Consider the following 20,405-nt stretch of genomic DNA (forward strand, 5'->3'; position numbering starts at 1 on the left):
CGTGTTTTTCCCGACGACGTGCGGCGAGATCAGGACGCTATCGGTGAAGGTTCGCCCGTTGGAAGGGGCGGATGTTGAACGTATTCGATGCCGATCCGGCCAACGAATTTGGCGAAATCACCGCCGAGAAACTTCCACCGAGAGTCTCGCCTGCTACAACGGTCTGGCTGCCTAAGCCGGCCATGTTGACGGTCAAGATGTATCGGTAGTGAAAGTTGAGCCGATGGGATGTATGGAGCGTAACCGTGTTCGTAGACGGGTCATATTTCGCTGCACTAATGGCAATCGAATGGTTGTGGAGCAATCCACCCCGTCCTAGCCCTCCAAGCGTTGTGATCCGATAGTTCTTCACGTTCTCGGCTTGTGCCTGGCCGAGTTGAGAACGAAAGGAGAGTACGAGAACCGTGGGCTGGGCATGGTAGCCGAACCGCTGCACCACGGGAGCTGGTGTCGGAGTTGGAGTTGGAGTTGGAGTTGGAGTTGGAGTCGGAGTCGGAGTGGGCGTCGGCGTCGGAGTGGGCGTCGGAGTGGGCGTCGGAGTGGGCGTCGGCGTCGGAGTGGGCGTCGGAGTGGGCGTCGGAGTGGGCGTCGGCGTCGGCGTCGGAGTGGGCGTCGGCGTCGGAGTGGGCGTCGGAGTGGGCGTCGGCGTCGGAGTGGGCGTCGGCGTCGGAGTGGGCGTCGGCGTCGGCGTCGGAGTGGGCGTCGGAGTGGGCGTCGGCGTCGGAGTGGGCGTCGGCGTCGGAGTGGGCGTCGGAGTCGGCGTCGGCGTCGGAGTCGGCGTGGGCGTCGGAGTCGGCGTCGGCGTCGGCGTCGGCGTCGGAGTCGGCGTGGGCGTCGGAGTCGGAGTCGGAGTCGGAGTCGGAGTCGGAGTCGGAGTCGGAGTCGGAGTCGGAGTCGGAGTCGGAGTGGGCGTCGGAGTCGGAGTCGGAGTCGGAGTCGGAGTCGGAGTGGGCGTCGGAGTCGGAGTCGGAGTGGGCGTCGGAGTCGGAGTCGGAGTGGGCGTCGGAGTCGGAGTCGGAGTCGGAGTCGGAGTCGGAGTCGGAGTGGGAGTCGGAGTGGGCGTCGGAGTCAAGCACACGTTGGAGAGGGCGTTGGTATCCATAGTGACCGCACCGGTTTCCGCCAAGATTCTGCCCGAGGCGATCGTGGCCCCGGTATCGAGGGTAATGCTGGTGCTCGCTAGGATACTCCCCTGGAAGGCGGTGCGTGTTCCGAGTGTCGCAGAGCTACCAACCTGCCAGAATAGGTTGCAAGCGTCGGCGCCATTGACCAGGAGAACGGACGAGTCCGTCGCTGTCGTCAGGCTGCTCCCGATCTGGAAAACGAAAACCGCGTCGGGGTTTCCTTGAGCGTCGAGCGTCAAAGGCCCCGTCAACTGAGCTGACGATGCGAAGTGATAGACGCCCGGCGTGAGGGTTTTTCCGCCGAGGTCTTGACCCGTCAATTCTTGATCGGCTGCCTCTCCCACGAGGACGTTGTACGCCGTGGTGAGATCATTCTCAGCCTGGGCCGCGACCGCATCCCCGGCATGGACCGTCCCCCCCGTAACGACCCCCGGGGGGAAGCCGGTAATCGCGTTACCCGGACTGACACCGATACTTCCGACGATGGCGGTCGCGCCGGTGTTGGTGACCGTCGTGCCGGCGAGAACCGTGAAATTTTCCGCCGTACCCAACGGGGGTATGGTGGCCATCAGGATTCGAACTTCACACTGCTCCAACGCCCTCGCCACCTGGCGAATTCGACCCCGGTTCCGACGGATTAGAGACATCCAAAGAGTCTCCTAAGATGGCAAATAAATGATTTGAAGTGTTGAAATTATTGTATGGAACGTTTTAAAAAATGTCAAATTAAAATAAATAAGCCGAGGGTCGCGTGGCGCACGAAAGGGCTTGCATGGCCGAGGTGTTTGTTGTTCGACTTGCGTCGAAGGCCCGTGGCTTTCCCTCCGTGTGATGCACAACCCGATGAGGCTCAAGGAGATGGATGAAGGATGTCACGGCGATTCGGGACGAACTCCAGACGCCGTTGGGGCAGATGATTCGGGAATCGGGGCGAGAGGTCTATTCCGACGACCTGCAGCGTGGGACCAAGCGCTCGGAGTTAGAGGCGACCGCCGGCGCCTCGGGTGACGAGGTCGCCCGGCTCATGATCGGGATACAGGGCCCGGGTCATGCCGAGGATCGCCTCGAGGGCGAACTCGGCGAGTGCCCGGCCTGCGACGGGGCCGCCCGCGAGGCGGAGCGGAGGCTGGGAGGGAGCAGAAATTGGAAAATGAAGCGAACAGTTGCGAAAACAATCAAATTTAAATTAAATAGGAGTGACGCAGTTGATGTTTTGGGCGGTTTAGACTGGACGTGAGTCGTTCGTAGTCGGCGGGATTGTCCACCCGTAAAGCCCCCGGAATCCCAACTGCGTAACGCTTATTGTGATTATTGTATATTGAATTGAGAAACAATTGATTGATCGACGAACGGGTCATTGGCGAGGCGTGGGATGAGAGGTCCGCCACCTCGGCAAGCCAGGGTCGGGTCCCGGACCAAAAGCGTATAGACGCGTCGCGTGAGCGTGGAAAACACGACCGGGTCGGGACAGGCCGAGGCGGATCGCGATCCCACGCAACGGGGTTTCCTCGTCGCGGCGTCACAGCCAGACGTCTCGTACCGGTAGGCCCGCGTCACCTCGGTTGTCCCCGGTCCTCATTCCGGAGTCACGGATCCGCGGCTTTACCGGGAAGATCGCCTCGCTGCTCAATCCGGCCGGCCGGCTCGCTCTTGAATAGAAACAACGAGGCCTCTGTCATTGCTGACGGGTTGTCCGGGGAGCTGTCATCGGGCGATTGACGTCGACGCAATCCATTCCGACGTGAGCTAATTCGATCGACACGGCCGCGATCGAGCGGCCGGGGAAGAGGGCGGCCCGAGATCATGGTCACCTTGGCGACGCATGCCTGGGTCTCATGAGTCGCGGTGAGGTGGGACTTCGTTCAGGAATGCGGCGATGCGAGCGAAGAGTTCGGGGCCTCCGACCTCGACGACGTCGCCGTGGCCGGCGCCTGTGACTTCGATCCGCGGGGCAGGGACCGGGAAGGCGTCGGCCAGTCGTCGGGCGTCGTCGGTGGGGACGAGCGTGTCGCTGGCCCCGTGGAGGATCAGGGTCGGGGCGGCGATGCGGGGGGCAAGATCGATCGGTCGAGGCCTGGAGAGCGAGACGCCGGCCAGGGAACGGGCCCGGAAGGCGATGAGCCGAGCGAGGAGGTGGGGCAGGGGGAGACGGAGCTTCGTCAGCCGACCGGAGACGATGACTTCAAGGTCGGTGAAAGGCGACTCGAGGACCAATGCGGCGACGCGAGGGTCCTCGGAGGCGGTTCGGGCGGCGATGGCGGCGCCCATCGATCGGCCCCAGACGGCGAAGGTCGGCGAGGGTCCGGTCCGGTCGGCGAGTGCGTCGATCCAGGCCCGGAGGTCGGCCGCTTCTCGGCCTCCGAACGAGGCTCGCGTCCCGCCGCTGAGTCCGTAGCCGCGCATGTCGAGGCGTGCGACGTTCCAGCCGGCCGCGGAGAGGAAGTCGATACGATCTCGGAAGGGGTTTTGGGATTCGGCGAAGCCGTGGACGAGGAGGGCCGTCCGGCCGTTGGGGATCTCGGCCGGGGTCCAGGTGCCGGCGAGTCGGGTCCCATCGGGGGCGGTCGCCTCGATCGGGATGCCGGCTTCGGGGTCGGGAGTGGCCGTGGCCACTCGTCTGCCTGGCAAGACGAGGGCCCAGGCGCCCCACTCGCTGACGGCCAGGGCGAGGCATGCGGCGAGTCCGACCATGAATCCGAGCAGGGCGACGAATCCTCGCGACCAGGTCGGGACAATCGAGGCGAAGACGGGTTGGACCGAGAGGCTCTCGCCGGTCGGAGGGATCAAGCCGAGCTCGCGGTCGAGGAACCCGACGGCGTCGATCCGTCCGGGGGTAGCCCAGGCGAGCTGCACGGCGCCCTTCTCCCATGTGCGTAGGAGTGGGATGCCGCGCGTTTTGAGGGAGGTCAAGACGTCGCGAGTTCCCTGTGAAGGGGGACGCTGACTGACGACGACGGTCGACGGTTTGGCCCAGTCGTAGAGCCACTCGGGGTTGGCGGTGCGTCCGCCGTGATGGGGGGCGAGGAAGACGTCGAGGGGGCGACTGGGGCGTCGGACCAAAGCTTCCAGGCCCCCTTGCTCCAGGTCGCCAGTGAGGAGGAGGTGCCTACCTCTCGACTCGACGTCGAGGACGACGCTGCGGGCGTTGTCGCTGGCTGAGGGGTCGAGTTGGGCGGGGGGATGCCAGACCGAGATGGTCGCGCCGGCGGGTTCCCAGCGGTCCCCTTCGGCGATCGGTCTGATGGGGATGCCTCGTGCGCGGACGTTCTCGAGCAGTCGCACGGCCCCCGGATTTGTGGGGCCGCCGAAGCCCGGGGCGACGCGGACGGCGGCGATGGAGAACCGGTCGAGCAGTTCGGGGAGGCCATTGTAGTGGTCGGAATCGGCATGGGAAAGGATGACGGCCTCGAGGTGGCGCACGCCCCGTGCCCAGAGGGCTGGGGCGATGATTCGTCGGCCGACGCTCGGGTCGCGCATTCGTCCGCAGTCGTAGAGCCAGGTGTGGCCCGCTCTATCCTGGATGATGACGGCCAGGCCGTGTCCGACGGCGAGGACGTCAGCCTCGAGACGTTCAGGGCGCCGGCCGAGTCGGTCGACAATCGGACCGAGGGCGAGCCAGGCGAGGAGGAGGCCCCAGGCCCAGCGCCTCGACGGGTGGCGCCGGACTCCGGCCGCCGCGGCGATGGCGAGGAGGAGGTACGCGATGAGTGTCCAGGTCCACGGCGGCCCGGGGACGAAGGTGTATCCCCACGATTGCTTCGCACCCCAGCGGACGATCGTCTCGGTCCAGCTCAGGCAGGTCGCGCCGACCCAGGCGAAGGGCATCCCGAGCGGCGGCCACAAGGCCGACAGCCCGAGCGACAGGCCCGCGGCCATCAGGGCGAGCGAGGTGAGCGGGATCAGCGGGAGGTTCAGCAGGATGCCGATCGGCGAGACAATGTGGAACCGCAGGGCCACGAGCGGGAGCGCGACGGCCCAGACGACCAGCGAAGTGACCAGCCCGGAGGTCACGAGCAGCGGCCATCGTCGCATCCTCGATAGCCACCACGGCTCGAGCTTGCGTTCGAGCTGGTCGAGCGCACTGCCCGGCGCGTTGTAGCGGAAGGCCAGCGTCAGGTAGGCGAACTGGAGGAGGTTCGAGGCCGGCTTCACGCCCCAGACGATCGCCCCGATGGCGAGGAACGAGAGTTGGCAGCCGACGTCGAAAAGATGTGCGGGGTTGAGCCAGAGTGTCATGAGTGCGGCGAGGGCCAGGGTGTTGGCGGGCCGGGTCCTGCGATCGAGCCAGCCTGCAGCACAAGTAGTGAAAGTCATTGCCGTCGAGCGAACCACCGAGGGCATCAGCCCGACGAGCAGGGCATAGAGCACGGTGGAGATGGCGACGGCCGCGAACGCCCCGCGACGGCCTAACCCCACGATCCGGAAGGCGAACCAGAACACTCCGGCGAGGACCTGGAGGTGCAGTCCGGAGATGGCGAGCAGGTGGGTCGTTCCCGTCCTCGCGAACGCGTCGTTGACCTCGACGTCGACCTCCTCACGCCTCCCAAGTAGGAGAGCGGCGGCGAGCGGGGCGACGCTCGGGTCGAGGCCTTCGACGAGCTTGGCATGGCTCCAGGCCCTCGCCGCGCCGATCCATCGCGAGTGGAGTGCGCGCGGGCCGTCGGGGTCGTCCCAGACCCCTCCGGGGCTATCGACGGTGAGTCGGAGCCGGATCCCCTGCGCCCTCTGATACCCCCGATAGTCGAATTCGCCCGGGTTGAGCGGGCGGGCGATCGTCGCGAGGCTGCCGGCCGCCTCGATTGCCTGCCCCGCCTGGAGGTCGGGGCGTCCTCCCAGGATCACGACCTGCACGCATCCCGACGCCGATCGCCACCGTTCCCCGTCGCGGATCCCCGACACGTCGAGGACCGCGCGCGTCGTCACTGTCTCGCCGGGACGCGTCCCGGGCACCTCACGCAGGACTCCGCGGACCCACGCCGGCCTGGGCGTCTCGGAGACGCGCCAGGCCAGGTTGTCCGCCGCCAGGTCCGACCAGCGGTGGTGATGCCATCCTCCGCCCATCGCCACGAACGCGAGGAGCAGCCCCACGATCCCCACCCAGCTTCGACGCCAGCCCACGACCGCCACCGCCGTTCCCGTCAGCGCCACGACTCCCCACATCGCCGTGTCGAATCCGCCCCCATACCGATCCGCGACGATGCCCGCTCCGACCGCGATGGCGATCGGGATCAAAGGAGGCGTCTTGACCTCCGGACGTTTCGACGTTTCGGCGATCATCCTCAACCCGGCTCGGTCGACCTCTTCGTGGATCCGCAAGCGGCCCGTCCGCTCATGGTAGCACGTCGAGGACCGCTGACCAGTTCCGCTTGGGTCAAGTCGACTGGCCGACTTCGCACAAGGGAATAATCGGGCTGGTCGATTCGATCAGGTCTCCGAGGGTGACCTTTCGGAATGCGTCCTCGGTCGTCGCGTAAGCCTTGTCGAGCGCCGAGTGGAGCGGGCACAGTTCCGTGTGGGACGTCAGCCCGAGCGGACAGTGCCGGAGCCGCTCGATCGGGGCCACCGCGTTGACGACGTCGAGGATCGTCACCTCGGCGGCCGACCGGGCCAACTGATAGCCGCCGCCCGGTCCCGGACGGGATCGCACGAGCTTCGCCGCCGCGAGATCCTGCAAGACGCGGTTGAGGTACGATCGCGGCACCTTCGTCTTCTCGGCGATCACGTCCGCCGACGCCGGCTCGCCCCGGTAAGCGGCGAGACTGACGATGGCCCGCAGTGCGTACTCCGCCGTCCTGGAAAGCATACGTTTCCCGCGCCCTGCCTGGAACAAACCTGGACCTTGACGTGCAGATTCTCGAATCTATACACTGAGGTGCAGAATCCAGAGTAGCCGCCCACCTTGACGACGACAAGCCCAGCGGTCTCGAGATGCCTGCCGATTGATTTCGAGGACGAAGCGGATGAACGCAACGGTCGCAATGATCGCGAACTGGGCCCGATTCGGGTGCGGGGTTGTCGTCCTGGGGCTTTGCCTCGTCCAAGGACAAGGGGCGCCGGCCCAGGACCTTTTCGAACAGCCGCCCATCCGCTACAGCGAGGCGACGCCCGACAATCGGGTTTCGCGGTTGCAGGCCGCCATCAAGGGCGGGGGTCCTGGTCTACGATACGACCCGAAATTCGGATACCTGCCGGACCTCCTCAAGCGGCTCGAGATCGCCACGGACTCGCAGCTCCTTGTCTTCTCCAAGACGAGCCTGCAACGGGATCGCATCACGCCAAGGACTCCGCGAGCCCTCTACTTCAATGACGAGGTCTATGTCGGCTACTGCGACATGGGGAACGTCCTCGAGATCTCGGCCGCCGACTCGCAACTGGGCACGGTCTTCTACTCGCTCGACCAAACGCGCGAGGGACCTCCGGCGGTCACGCGGCAGACTCACGAATGTTTGCAGTGTCATGTGAAATCGCAGACCGAAGACGTGCCCGGCCATCTCGTCCGATCGCTGTTCGTGGACTCCGCGGGGCTGCCGATCTTCTCCGAAGGGAGCCATGCCGTCGATCACACCACCCCGCTCGAGAATCGCTGGGGAGGGTGGTACGTGACCGGGACCCACGGCAAGCAGTCTCACCTGGGCAACCTCGTCGTCCGCGACCAAGGGGCCCCGAAGCCCTGGCGGAACGACGACGGCCAAAACGTGACCGACCTCGCCGGCCGCATCCCGACGCGTCGTTACCTGACCACCCACAGCGACATCGTGGCCCTCCTGGTCTTCGAGCATCAGACCCACGTCCAGAACCTCCTGACGAAAGCGGCCTTCACGGCTCGCCAGGCCCTGCACTACGAGGCCGAGCTCAACAAGGCCCTCGGCGAGCCCGAGGGCCATCGCCTCGAGAGTACGACGCGACGCATCGAAGGGGCCGGCGACAAGCTCCTGCGCGGGCTCCTCTTCGTCGACGAGGCTCCGATCCAATCGCCGATCGTCGGCACGTCCGGCTACGCCGAGTCGTTCTCCCGACGCGGCCCTCGCGACGCCCGGGGGCGATCGCTGTGCGAGTTCGACTTGAAGACACGCCTATTCAAGTACCCGTGCAGCTATTTGATCGACTCGCCCCAATTCGACGCCCTCCCCCCGAGGATGAAACGCTACGTCGTGGAGCGGCTGCGCGTCGTGCTGGACGGCAAGGGCGGTAAGGAATACGCGAAGCTTTCCGAGGGGGATCGCGAGGCGATCTCGGAGATCCTCGCGGAAACGAAGCCGGATCTCTGGAGGGGCGAGATGGACTGAACGGCGACGACATACCTTTGCAGGCTTCCACCGAGCTCTATCCGAAGAGACTTCCTCACGGCCTTTCCGGCACCGTCGAGGTTTGGACGTGCGTTGGATCATTTGATCATTTTGCGGCGTGGCGTGCTGCGAGGTAACTGCCGGGACGGGGCGCCAGGGGCTCACCCTCGCGAAAGATCGCCAGACCCTTCTCGCCGACACATCCCAGAACTCCTGGTGGCAATGCCAGATACGGGATGATCTGGGGCGTGCCTGATGGCCGCTTCGTACAAGGAGACTCGTCGCAACTCGGCCACGTCATTATGGTCATGGCCACCTTGCCGGCACCCGAAGAACCAACCCGAGTCCGATCCAGCCGGAACGTTTCGTTCCATCACCAGATCTTCCTTGTGCGCAAGCCTATTACATATGATGGCCGATTCTCGCATCGACGGAAAAGACAAGTCATCGGGGACAAGAATGCTCTCTACGACATCTTTTTGGATCCGAAGGTGTGCCAGTGTGCAACTGACAGATTCCGCCCATGCGATCGGAAAGTGTCGCATGTCCGGTTCCCAGACCGAGAGTTCGTCGCCATCGTTCCTCACCTCGGTGAGGGCCCACCCGATCTGGCAGATTTGCCCCGTGACGTATCGGGCCCCTTCGGCGACGGATTCCTCAAGCCAGCCCAAAAACCACCTGACGTCGGATTCGATCGTAACGACGGCGGGATCGTAGTTGATGCGAAATTCGGGATGTCCGAATCGAGCGCAAGTCGAGGTTCGCAAGACCTTCATGCCAGGAGATCCTCCCACTGTCCAACCCACCTTGAGTTACGATAGGCCAGGCTGAACGATACGGGGGTGTTGATCACAGTGGCTGACACCCAAACGGAGCCCGCAGTGATATCAGGAACCCTCTGGGAGTATTCGTGTTATCGTGGGCTCGGCGGTCCTGGAGGATACCATTCGGGATGTTGTGCCGCATATTTCCGGTAAGCTGCGATCGCACGTTTCATAGGAGGGCTCTTTAACCGGGTGACTCGATGGCTATAGTAGTAAGCCTCTCGGCCTTCATCGTAGTTGGTGGTGTCGACGACATGCGGATGGATTTGCCACCAGGAGTATGAGGACACGAAGTGCCTGCGCATATACTCCTCCGCTTTCTCCAGGGACGAGGAAACGTGGAACTGGATCGAGTCGATCCGATAATAGTCCGGAAGTCCCATGATCTCGTAGTGCATCACGACCCACGCGGTCCGCATTCGTTGGCTCATGCCCACCACTCTTTGGGTAATTCGCGTGCCGTCCTGACGGTAGGGAGCGTCTTAACCGGTCGCCGAAGCATTTGCAGTCTCGCGAGACGCGGACCGACGATGACCGTCATGAGGAATCGTTTGCCGAAACCGAGCTGCTCTTGACCCGACGAAGGCCGATCCGACGGAGACACTCGCCGTTAACACCCTGCCTGTCCCGCCATCCTATCGGAGTCGGCTTTCGATGTCATCTTCGGATCCGACACTCGCTCCTTTCACCTGGAGATGCACCGACCAAACAGAGAAGCGTCAAGACCGATTCGCCCTCGCAGGGATTTGCCCATGTGCCTTGGTGCCCTTGTGGTGACGTGCTTTCCCCACGAGAACTCGGCGGTCATGGTCGAAAGGTTGTGAGTGGTTCAATCGCCCTGGGCGTGCGCGTAGAAATCTTCGGAGGCCAGGATCGTCTTCGTGAACGAGTCGATCGTGGCTCGATGCGACCGGAGTCCACCGACCCAGGCCAGGGTTTCTGGTGCCGTCGGCCCGCGGCCGAGGGCTTGACGGTAGACGCGATCAACGAGGTGGGCTTCGACCTTGGGGGAGTTGAAGAATCTCAGGGCGAACGCTGTGCGGGCTCGGGCGGAGTTGCCCATGTGCAGCCTGGCGAGGGCTTCGAGTCGCGTCGGGACCCGACCCAGGACGGCGAGGTAGAGGCCGTTGAGGAAGGCTCGCTTCGTCGGGTGAGAGAGCCGGAAGTCGCGCGAACCGAGGAGTTGCGCCGCGAGCTGGATTTGGCTAACCCCTTGGTTGAGTTGCTGGGTGCTCTGGTTGAGCTCCTGAGGGGTCGGGGTTCGTCCGAGATAGGTTCCGTAGGCCTGGTTGACCTCCACGGCCCGATGTTCGGGTGAGGCCCAGAGTTGGTCGACGAGGGCATTGCGGGAGACGCCTGACGCGAGCTCGCCGGCGAGGGCCTTCGCCGTCGCATCGGAGGCGGGTTTGTTGAAGAGGTATTCGTACAACGATCGGGCGTATGCGATGGGGCCCGGGAGGGCTTGCACCACGATCCTGAGGGTCGTGGAATCGCGACGCGTCGGGTCGAACGGGTCCGAGGCGAAGATCGTGAGGACATACGTCCGGCCGGCCTGGTCGAAGGTCGGCGTCCAGGTGATGAGGCCGGATGCGCGATCGATCGAGGCACCGGTCGGTGCCCCTGCGCCCAGGCGATAGGCGAGCGGAGCGACTCCCGCGAGGGCCGTCGTGGCGGCGGTCACGGAGAAGGGGGTGCCGGCTGCGATGATGAAGCTGTTCAGGGGCGAGATTAGAGCCGTCGCCTGGCCGAAATCCAACGCCGTGACCGGGGATCCTCCGGCCACCGTCACGGAATAGGATTCGCCCTGGGGAGTGGTGACCTTGCGGTCGCTCCCGTGAACGACACGCAGCGTGTAGTGCCCCCCAGGGAGGCCGTTGAAGGCGTAGTAGCCGCCGGCGATCGTCGTGGTGGCACGGTCGATGCCCGGCTCGTAGACCCCGTCGCCGTTCAGGTCGAGGTAGACCGTCTCTCCCGCATGGCCGGACTCGCCAGCGTCGCGGCGGCCGTTGCGATTCGCGTCGTCGTAGACCGCTCCGTTGAGCTGGCCGAGTTGGACGAAGGAGAAGTCGCGGCCCGACACGGTCTGCTCGCCGGGCGAGATGCCGACGGAGATCGATTGGGCCAGCGTCTCGGACAGGTTGGGCACCACGGCGATCCCCTCGGTCCCCCCCGCGCCGACCGTGAACCCGCCGCTGATGATGTCAGGCAAGCCGTCGTTATTGATGTCCGCCGCGACGAGCACATTCTCCGTTGTGTTGGCGCGGATGCCCGAGAACGGGGTGAATCCGCTTTGCGTCCCGGGGTTGTTGAAGAAAAAGTCGACGTATGACGTGGTCTCGCGATTCGCTTGGAGGGGTGAGAGGGCGATATCGGGGAGTATGTCGCCATTGAAGTCGGCGACGACGAGGCTTTGGATCTCGGTCTGCGGCGAATCGCTGCTCGAGCCGATCGTCAAGACCGGTCCGACCGACCAATTCAAGGCCCCTTGGTTGAGCAGGATCACGACCGAGAAGGGCGACTGGCTAGTGGCGACCGCCACGTCGGGTCGGCCGTCGCCGTTGAAGTCGCCCACCCCCAGAGCTCCTCCGAGGGTGTAGGAGGTCGAGGAGATCGAGGAGATCGGAGTGGTATGGAGGGTGAAGTTCCCTTGGCCGTCGCCGGTGGCGACGTACAGGTTGTTCGCGTCGCTGGTCACGAGGTCGGGGAACCCGTCGCCATTCACATCAACGCAGGCCAGGCCGTAGGCGTTCATCACCTGCTGCGGCGCGAAGTTGATAGGGATTGTGACAGTGGAGTTATTTGACGAGCCGCCCACGAGGACCTTGATCCCCATCGATGGGCTGAACGGGTCATCGTCGATATAGGTAAACGCCACGCTGTCCGCTCCGCTCGTCGACCCATTGAGGGGGCCCATGCGGACGGCGGAGAACGGATGACCGAAACTGATGCCGCCCCAAGGAGATTCGACGGTAAAGTTGACGGCTCCGCCGTTTTGCAGCCACTCGGCCTGACCGTAGGTGTCGATCGCGACGAGGTCCGGCGTCCCGTCGCCGTCGATGTCGGCCGCGACGAGCTCTGCACTGGGTTGCTGGAAACCTGTAAAGACGGCGTCGAGGCTCGGCACGAACGCGCCATTGTTGCCGTTGATGTAGAGGTCGATCGAATTCGAGTAGCCCATCGAGAAGCTGTTGTTCGCCGCGAAGTCGAGCAGGCCATCATTGTTGAAGTCGGCCACCGCCAAGCCGATCGGAGTCGAGGTGGATGGGTAGTAGGAGCTGTTTTGGCTGAAGTAGGGGATTGGGGTGACGGGAGACGTCTGCTGCCAGCCTGTTGGCGGGATGACCGCGATCGTGTACGTGCCGGGCAAGACGCTGGTAAAGTTGTAGGTCCCGTCGGAATTCGTGCCGGTAGTGATGGAGTTGCCGCCGTTGTCGTACGTGAGGCGGACAATCCATCCGGCCAGGTTGGTACTTGACGGTTGGAGTTCTCCGTTAGCCACGACATTGCCCACGATCGTCCCCGAGACCGTGGTATAGGGAAGGATGTAGAAGTTGAACCCGGCTTCCTGCTGGAAGGGGTCCAGGATGGGCTTGGTGAGGAGCGTGACGGCCCCGGTCGAGAAGTCGACGCCTTGCGCCAGCATCAAGATGACGCTGTAAGGGGTGGCGTTGGGCAAGACGTTGTAGAAGATGTACCGGCCGGAGTTGTTCGTGACGGCCATGGGTTCGCCCGTGTCATACAGGCCGTTGCCGTTGGCATCCAGGCCGACCGTGATCCCGCCGACGGTGGGCTCTCCCGCGTCGGGCTGTTGGTTGAGGTTGAGGTCCTCGTAGACGGTGCCGCTGACGGACGCCAATTCGGTGAGTGAGAAGTCGCACACCAACGCTTGGCCCACGTAGTCGTAAGTCGAGAGGGCATTCTCCGTGGCGAAGCCCTGCGGGACGACGACTCCTACCTGGCCCGTGCCGTTCGGCACCTGGGACGGTGTGAAGGCATAGAACCCGGACGGGCCGGTCGTCGTAGCCGGGTCGGTGTCGGGGTCGTACTGTCCATTGTTGTTGGTGTCGAGATAGACCGTGGTGCCCGAGATCCCCTGGCTATTTTGCGGGTTGCTGACCGTGCCGGTGATGGGGAAGACCGGCGTGGCCGTCGCGGTCGAGAGCGGGGTGAGGACCGGGACGTTGAAGGTGTCGTCGATCCGGGCGTAGATCTGATAGGGCAGGGGGTAGAGGTCGCTCATGTCCCACGTCGCGGTGATCCCTTGCCCGGTCCCGGTGAAGGAGATGATCGACTGGCCCCCGATCGGGGCGCCGGAGCCACCGAGGATCTGCGGGACTGCGAAGAGGGAGATCGTGGTCGCGTTGGCGAAGGCCGAGTCGACCGAAGCGTCGAGCGTGATCAGGACCTGGTTCGGCTGGCTCGGATCGGGGATGGATAGGCCCGTGATGGCGATCGTGGGCTGATAATAGTGATACGTCGCGGTGAACACGGGCAGGGTGGTGTAATTGTTGTTGCTCGTGAGTGTGAGCGTGTAGGTCGAGGTGCCACCTTCGCCGGGCAGGGCCACGGTCTCATCGGTGGTCGAGCCGACGAGTTGGAGGACGGACGACGTCGGCGTGGCCAGGGCAGCGGCCGTGCTGACGAAGGTGGTGTTGCCGTTCCCATTAGGGATACCGTACCCGGGCGCGACAACCTCGCCATTAGGATAGGTGATTTGCAACGAGGCCGTCGGATCGACGACCCCCCAATCGAGTCCGGCTACGGCGATCGTCGCCCCGCCGGGGATCGTGAATTGGTATGCGTACGTGTAGACCTGGGGTGCGGGTGAGTTCGCCTGATGATTCAGCGAGTTGACGGCCGATGTGCCGATGACCTTGAAGGAATGGGAATCGTCGGAGAAATTATATTCGATGCCGATGTCGAATTTGTGGATGATGTCCAGCTCGACCCAGGCTGCCACGAAACCGCCGGGCTCGCCGGTGTTATCGAAGTTGGCGCTGTCGTAGACGAACAGGAAGTCGAGCTGTCCGAGCGTCTTGCCGCCGATGAACGGGATCCCCTTCGGGACGTTGACGTCGGCTTTCGCGCTGATGCTGAACGCGAGATTGTCGTGGCCGAGGTCCCGGAACGTGAAGGTCGTCGAGAACGAGAACACGTCGTCGTACATCGAGAACTGGGCGGACACCTGGTAGACCTTGGTCGACCAGTCGAGGGAGATCGTGGCGGTCCCATCGCCGTAGATCCCGTTGGGCATGGGGGGAGGCTGGGGCGTACCGACGATCGGGCAGGCGGCCGCGGTGGGGGCCGTCCATGTGGACCCGACCGCGATGTTTGCTTCGAGCGTCAGTCCGTCCCGGTCTACGGTGAAGCTCCCGGTCGCGCTGAAGATCGTGGCGGTCGTCCCGCCCATCGTCACCGACCCACCGAAGACGACGCCGAGCGCCCCCGAGACGATGAGGTTCGCCGGCTCGTCGATATTCTGCACCGTCGCCGCGATCCAGTTGACGAACAGGCCGGTGTCGCCGACCTCGATCCCTTCGCCATCTCCGGCCGAGTAGCTCAGGGAGAGCTCGTCGAGTTTGCTGCCGACGAACGAGATGCAGCCGCCGACCTCCCACCCTTCCGGGAACATGACGGTCACGCCGACGCTGAACGACCCGCCAGTCGCGTAGCTGACCACGAGGTTCTCGATCGTGAAGGCGCCGAGGGGGATGTCGGCGACCGAGATCGTGAAGCTGCCGATCTCCCACTGCCCGCCGATGATACTGAGGCCATCCTGACCGTTGCTGCCCAACGTCACCGAGGCGTCGAACAACTCGGGGATCGTGATCCCGCCCGTGACCGTATACTCCGCCGGCGTGTTCGCCGTCGCTGCGGCGTAAGTGACCGTCAGGGTTTGGAAGTCCAATTCGAGATCGAACAGGGAGAGCTTCCCATTCAGGGTCAGGTCGACCGACTGGACCTTCGAATTCGCGATGACCAGCCCGGGAGAAACGAGAGTGGCCGTGATCGGCGAGCCCCCGCCGACGGCGACCGAGACGGACCCGCTGAGCGCGAATGTTTGGTCCGACCGGTTGTATTGGAAGTCCAGGTTCGTGACGGTGATGGCGAGGGAGGAGACCGTGATCTGACTATTGATCGTGATGTCGATGCTCTCGAGCTGCCCCCCTTTGATGACAAGCCCGGGGACCTTCTTGCCGTTGACGGTCGAGCCGAACGTCCCGGAGATCGAACTCGTCGTGTCCGCTTGAAAATCGAAGCCGACCGTCCCGCTCACGATCTCGAATTGATCCTTGGCCTGGTTGAACGAGATGGCGACGCCGTCGGCCTTGAGCGATGTCCCGTCGGCGCTGATGTCGCCCGAGATCGTGATGTTCAGATCCTGGAGCGAGCCATCCTTGATAACCAGCCCGTTCTTCTTGGCAAACCCCCCCGAGAGCGTGAGCCCCGTCCCTAGCGTACCCGCCGAGATCGTGACGGAGCCGCCGTCGATGGCGAAGAGGTCCCGGGCCTTGTCGTAGTCGAGGTCCAGGTCGTGGGTTTTCAGCGTTGCCCCGTCCACGTCGATGTCGTCATTGATGGTGATCTTGAGATCCTGGAGTGAGCCGTCTTTGATGACGAGCCCGTTCTTCGTGGCGAACTCTCCCGAGAGCGAGATCCCGGTCCCGCCGGTCTTGGCCGTCATCGTGACGGGGCCGCCGTCGATCGCGAATTGGTCCTGGGTTTCGTCGTAGACGAGGTCCAGGTCGTCGGCCTTCAGCGAGGCCCCATCCAGGTCGATGTCCGTCGCGACGACCACGTCGAAGTTCGTCAGGGCCCCGTCCGAGATGACGAGGCCGCCGGTCCCGAAGTTCCCGCCGAAGGAGACGTGGCCCGGCAGGGACGACGCCCCCGCGGAGATGGCCACGGCGCCCGAGAAGCTGAAGACGTCGCCGGTGGTCGCGAAGGAGACGGAGAGGTCGGTCGGCGAGACCGTGAGTCCGGCGACCTGGAACGGTTTCGCGATCGACGCCGAGACGCCGGTGAGGCTGACCCCGGACTTGGCGATCTCCATGTAATTGCCGTCGTCGACCGCGATCTCGAGCCCCGCGAAATTCGGGACCGAGACCGAGCCCTGGAGCTGGATGATCGAGTCGTCCGTACCGGCTCCGTCGGGGTCGTCCAGGCCGATCGAGGTCAACGCGAAGCTGACGCCGGCCACCGAGACGGACTTGCCGACATTGAGCCCGATCTGGCTCGTCGAGAGGGCCGAGACGTTGAGGCTCGTCGAGCCGGTCCAGAGCGGGATATCGGCCCCCGAGACGACCGCGCCGATGGTCCCGCTCACGTTGAAGGTCGGGTCGCTCGACGACTCGTCGAACGAGACGGTGTTGTCCGTGCCGTTCCCGACGATCTGGATCAGCGGGACGAACGTCTCGCCGGCCGTCGGCGCGAATCCCACCTGGACCGTCCCGAGCGTGGAGAACTGCATGCCGCTCTGCTGGAAGCTGTCCGCCTGGAGTTGCAGGACGCCCAGGATCTCGCTCACCGTGAGCAGGCGGCGATCTTCGAGCCCCTCCACGCCGTTCGGCACGAATCGGCGGCCCTTCTGGATCCGAGCCCAATCGCGAGGGCCGATCTCCGGGCGACGATGGCGACGGAACGGCCGACGGGGGAGACGCGAGACGGCGGTCGTCATGGGTGTTGGCTCGGCGAATCGGGGCAGGCTCGATGATCCCCGCGGGTCGGCCTTATGGCGGGCGGGGTAGCTTGAGGCGCACGACGAGAGATAATCAGGCCGAATCGCTCGGACCTGACAGCGCCTCGCGAAAATCTTTTCGGATGATGGATCGAGGGAGCCGAGCGCCCACCCGGGGAGTGCGCGAACGATCAGGGCTGTGGGATCTCGGTGCTCCTGCCCGCACGCCAGAGGCGGGCGGTGCCGTCGAGGCTGCCGGAGGCGAGGCTTCGGCCGTCTTGGGCGAAGGCGACGGAGAGGACGTTGTCGGTGTGGCCTTTCAGCGAAGATTTGAGCTGGCGGGCGGCGACGTCCCAGAGCCGGATCGCGCCGTCCCGGCCCCCCGAGGCGAGGGTCCGGCCGTCGCTGGTGAAGCTGAGGGACGTGATCTCATTGGCGTGCGCGGGCTGTCGGGTGAGGCACCTGCCGGTGTCGAACTCGTAGAAGCTCAAGGTCCCGTCGGCCTCGCCAGCGGCCAGGGTCGTCCCGTCGGGGGAGAAGGCCAGGGTCTGGGTCCTCGAGCGGTCGGAGACGATCGACCTCAGGAGGGTTGCCGAGGCCAGATCCCAGACCAGGATCGCCTCGCCCTTGGTGGCCGAGACGAGTTGTCGACCGTCGCGCGAGAAGGCGATGGCCGTCGTCATGGAATCGCCGCCGCCGCTGGCGACGCGCCTGGTCCAACTCGCGAAGTCCCAGAAGAGGATCCGGTTGCCCCGGAGGCCGGCGGCGAGCGTCGAGCCGTCGGGCGAGACGGCCAGCGACTCGACGGAGTTTTCTTCCCCGAGGGGGATCTCGCGGAGGAGCGCCAGCGTCCGGGCATCCCAGAGCCGGACCCCGCATTTCCAACCGGCCGTGACGAGGATCTTGCCTTCGGGCGTGTAAACCATCGCGCGGATATGGCTCGGATGCTGGGGCGGGGTGTCGACCGATAATCCCGCGTGCCCTTCGAGACGTTTCCCCGTCGCCACCGATCGGAGGATGATCCGGCCGTCGCGTCCGGCCGTGGCCAGGGTCGAGCCGTCGGGAGCGTAGGCGACCGCGTTGACGCCGCCGGAGTGGCCGGAGAAGCGGGCGCCGGACTCTCGGGCGTCGAGGTCCCAGAGCTTGACCGTCGCGTCGTTGCTGCTCGAGATCAAGGCCCGGCCGTCGGGCGAGAACGCGACGGCATTGACCGGGCCGCCATGCCCCTTGAGGGTCGACTCGAGGCGGCCGGCGGCCACGTCCCAAAGCGCCACGATGTTATCATATCCTCCGGACGCCAGGGTCCGGCCGTCGGGCGAGAAGGCCAGCGCCCAGACCGGGCGTGTATGCTCGACGAGCGTGTGGAGGGCCACACGGCGTTCGAGGTCCCAGAGGACGACGGCATGGTCCTCGAGTCCGATGGCCAGGATCCGGCCGTCGGGTGAGAAGGCCAGCGCCCGTGCGGGCTTCCAGTCGGATCGGGGGCCGGTCCGGAACTTGACTTCGAACTCCTCCGGGTAGGGGCCCGAGATCGTCCGGACGAGGATCGAACCGTCGAGCCCGGCGCTGGCCAGCAAGCGCCCGTCGGCGGAGATCGCGTGGGCACTGGTATGATCCAGGTCGTCGATGCGGCCGGCCGCCAGGGGTGACCCTCGCGTCGGCGGCTCGGCCGTCCTGGTGTCGAGGTTCCAGGTCTGGCTGACGTTCGGTTCTCGGGCCACGACCATCGAACGGGGGCCGGTGAAGCCAAGGGCGATGACGGGGCCGGGCCCGCGGGAAAGGAGGGTCGGCTTGCTTCCCGCCGCGCGGTCCTGGATCAAGAGGTGACCGTTCGCGGTCCCCGCAACGACGGAACGGCCGTCGGGCGTGAACGCGAGCGTCCGGACTCGAGCCGGGGCCGGGAACGTGGCCTCGACCGTGCGAGTCGCACGGTCCCACAGGATCACGAGCTGGTCGCGCCCGGCCGAGGCAATCGTCCGGCCGTCGGGCGAGACGGCGATGGCGAAGACGTCGTTGCGGTGTCCGGTGAATTCGGAGGATGGCAGGTGGGCGAGCCGCCACCAGTAATACCACTCGAAGCTGCGGAGGTCGCCGGGGCCCGAGTCGCCTGCATAGGGCGCGAGCAAGTCGCGCATCCGCCTCGTGTCGGCATCCTCCCAGGCGAGCTGTGCGAGGTTCATCCGGGCGAAGTAGATCGTCCGGTGCTCCTGCTCGGCGGCGGCAAAGACTCTGGCGACCGCAGTCGCGGTGACGCCGGCCACGACGAATACGAGAAGGAGGATCACGGCCCCGAGCCCGGCGATCCACGGCTGGCGTCGACACCCTCGCACGAGCCGCCCGGCCGGCCCGACCGGGCGGGCCAGGATCGGCCGATCCTCGAGGAATCGCCGGAGGTCTTCGGCCAGGTCCGTCGCCGACGCATAGCGACGGGCCGGGGGCTTCTCCAGGCACTTCAGGGCGATCGTCTCAAGGTCTCTTGGGACCCCCGGGGCCAGCCGAGACGGGGCGACCGGCTCCACGGTCTGGACCTGCTGGAGCGTCTCCAGGGCGGTCGCCGCGCGGAACGGCGGGCGGCCCGTCAGCAACTCGTAGAGGATCGCCCCCAGGGCGTAGACGTCGACCGCCGTGCCGGCCGAGTGGCCATGCCCCTTGGCCTGCTCGGGGGCCATGTAGCTCGGCGAGCCCATGACGGCGCCGGGCTGCGTCAGCCCGGAGTCGAGCTCCAGGCTCTTGGCCAGGCCGAAGTCGCCGATCTTGGGCTCATCGCTCGCCATCAGGACGTTGCCGGGCTTGAGGTCGCGATGCACGACCCCGAGCCGGTGGATCTCGGCGACCCCTCGGGCCATCGCCTCGAGGAACCTCGCCGCTTCGAGCGGCGGGCGGGGGGTGCCGTCGAGTCGGGCGGCCAGGCTCCCTCCTTCGACATATTCCATTTCGATGAAGGGATGCCCGTCGTGTTCGCCGATGGCGTGGATCCGCACCACGTTCGGGTGCTGGAGCCTGGCCACGGTCTCGGCCTCGGACCGGAAGCGGGCGAGCTCGTCGGGAGAGGACTGGGCTCCTTGGAGGAGCATCTTCAAGGCCACGATCCGCTTGAGGTGGGCGGCCCGGGCCCGATAGACGACGCCCATCCCGCCTTGGCCCAGCACCTCGAGGATCTCGTAGCCGGGGATCACCGGGGGGCGCGGGAGCGTGCCACGGCGAGCCCGAGGCTGGCCGGTCGCCCAGGTCGACTCGGGCCTGGAACTGGACGGCAGGACGGCGGGAGGCCGCCGGGCCAGCCGATCCACGAAGTCGGCGTCGACGGATCCCGGATCGGGCACGATCCCGAAGGCATCCGTGTCGGACTCCTGGGTCAGCCGCTCGAGCTTCTGCTGGCACTCCGGACAGGTGGCGACATGAGCCTCGACGCCTCCGGCCTCGGACCTGCCGAGGTCGTCGTCGAGCATCCGCAACAGGACTACGTCGAGAGGGCAGGGGATGGGAGGCATCG

8 protein-coding genes and 1 pseudogene are annotated in these 20,405 nt (G+C 65.4%); 2 read left to right on the forward strand and 7 right to left on the reverse strand.

Annotated features, from left to right (window positions below; genetic code table 11):
* Positions 1-275 precede the first annotated feature (275 nt).
* Together ACYOEI_RS22810 and ACYOEI_RS22815 are read right to left on the reverse strand one after the other, a co-directional pair.
* Positions 276-1,076, reverse strand: a complete 801-nt coding sequence (locus ACYOEI_RS22810) for a hypothetical protein (protein WP_462851937.1) — start codon at positions 1,074-1,076, stop codon at positions 276-278.
* A gap of 71 nt (positions 1,077-1,147) precedes the next feature.
* Positions 1,148-1,771: pseudogene (locus tag ACYOEI_RS22815) on the reverse strand (ice-binding family protein); the annotation flags it as partial.
* A gap of 215 nt (positions 1,772-1,986) precedes the next feature.
* On the opposite strand from ACYOEI_RS22815, the gene ACYOEI_RS22820 reads away from it, so the two are divergent.
* Positions 1,987-2,361 (forward strand): hypothetical protein, encoded by a 375-nt coding sequence (locus ACYOEI_RS22820; RefSeq protein ID WP_462851892.1) that lies wholly within the window; start codon positions 1,987-1,989, stop codon positions 2,359-2,361.
* A gap of 596 nt (positions 2,362-2,957) precedes the next feature.
* On the opposite strand, the gene ACYOEI_RS22825 is transcribed toward ACYOEI_RS22820, so the two are convergent.
* Together ACYOEI_RS22825 and ACYOEI_RS22830 are read right to left on the reverse strand one after the other, a co-directional pair.
* Entirely contained in the window at positions 2,958-6,440 is a 3,483-nt protein-coding gene (locus tag ACYOEI_RS22825) for a DNA internalization-related competence protein ComEC/Rec2 (RefSeq protein WP_462851893.1), read from the reverse strand.
* Between the two features lie 55 nt (positions 6,441-6,495).
* A complete protein-coding gene (locus ACYOEI_RS22830) occupies positions 6,496-6,927 on the reverse strand; it encodes an RrF2 family transcriptional regulator (RefSeq protein ID WP_462851894.1) in 432 nt (143 codons plus the stop codon).
* Between the two features lie 157 nt (positions 6,928-7,084).
* Here ACYOEI_RS22830 and ACYOEI_RS22835 point away from each other — a divergent pair, with 157 nt between their 5' ends.
* Positions 7,085-8,410, forward strand: coding sequence for a hypothetical protein (locus tag ACYOEI_RS22835; protein WP_462851895.1), 1,326 nt, complete (start codon positions 7,085-7,087; stop codon positions 8,408-8,410).
* Positions 8,411-9,323: 913 nt separating this feature from the next.
* Here ACYOEI_RS22835 and ACYOEI_RS22840 read toward each other — a convergent pair.
* The 3 genes from ACYOEI_RS22840 to ACYOEI_RS22850 form a co-directional block, all read right to left on the reverse strand.
* Positions 9,324-9,665, reverse strand: coding sequence for a hypothetical protein (locus ACYOEI_RS22840; RefSeq protein WP_462851896.1), 342 nt, complete (start codon positions 9,663-9,665; stop codon positions 9,324-9,326).
* 398 nt (positions 9,666-10,063) lie between these two features.
* Positions 10,064-16,912: an FG-GAP-like repeat-containing protein gene (locus ACYOEI_RS22845; RefSeq protein ID WP_462851897.1), complete on the reverse strand. Its 6,849-nt coding sequence runs from the start codon at positions 16,910-16,912 to the stop codon at positions 10,064-10,066.
* A gap of 191 nt (positions 16,913-17,103) precedes the next feature.
* Positions 17,104-20,403, reverse strand: a complete 3,300-nt coding sequence (locus ACYOEI_RS22850) for a WD40 repeat domain-containing serine/threonine protein kinase (protein ID WP_462851898.1) — start codon at positions 20,401-20,403, stop codon at positions 17,104-17,106.
* Positions 20,404-20,405 lie beyond the last annotated feature (2 nt).

The organism is Singulisphaera rosea (assembly GCF_054877945.1).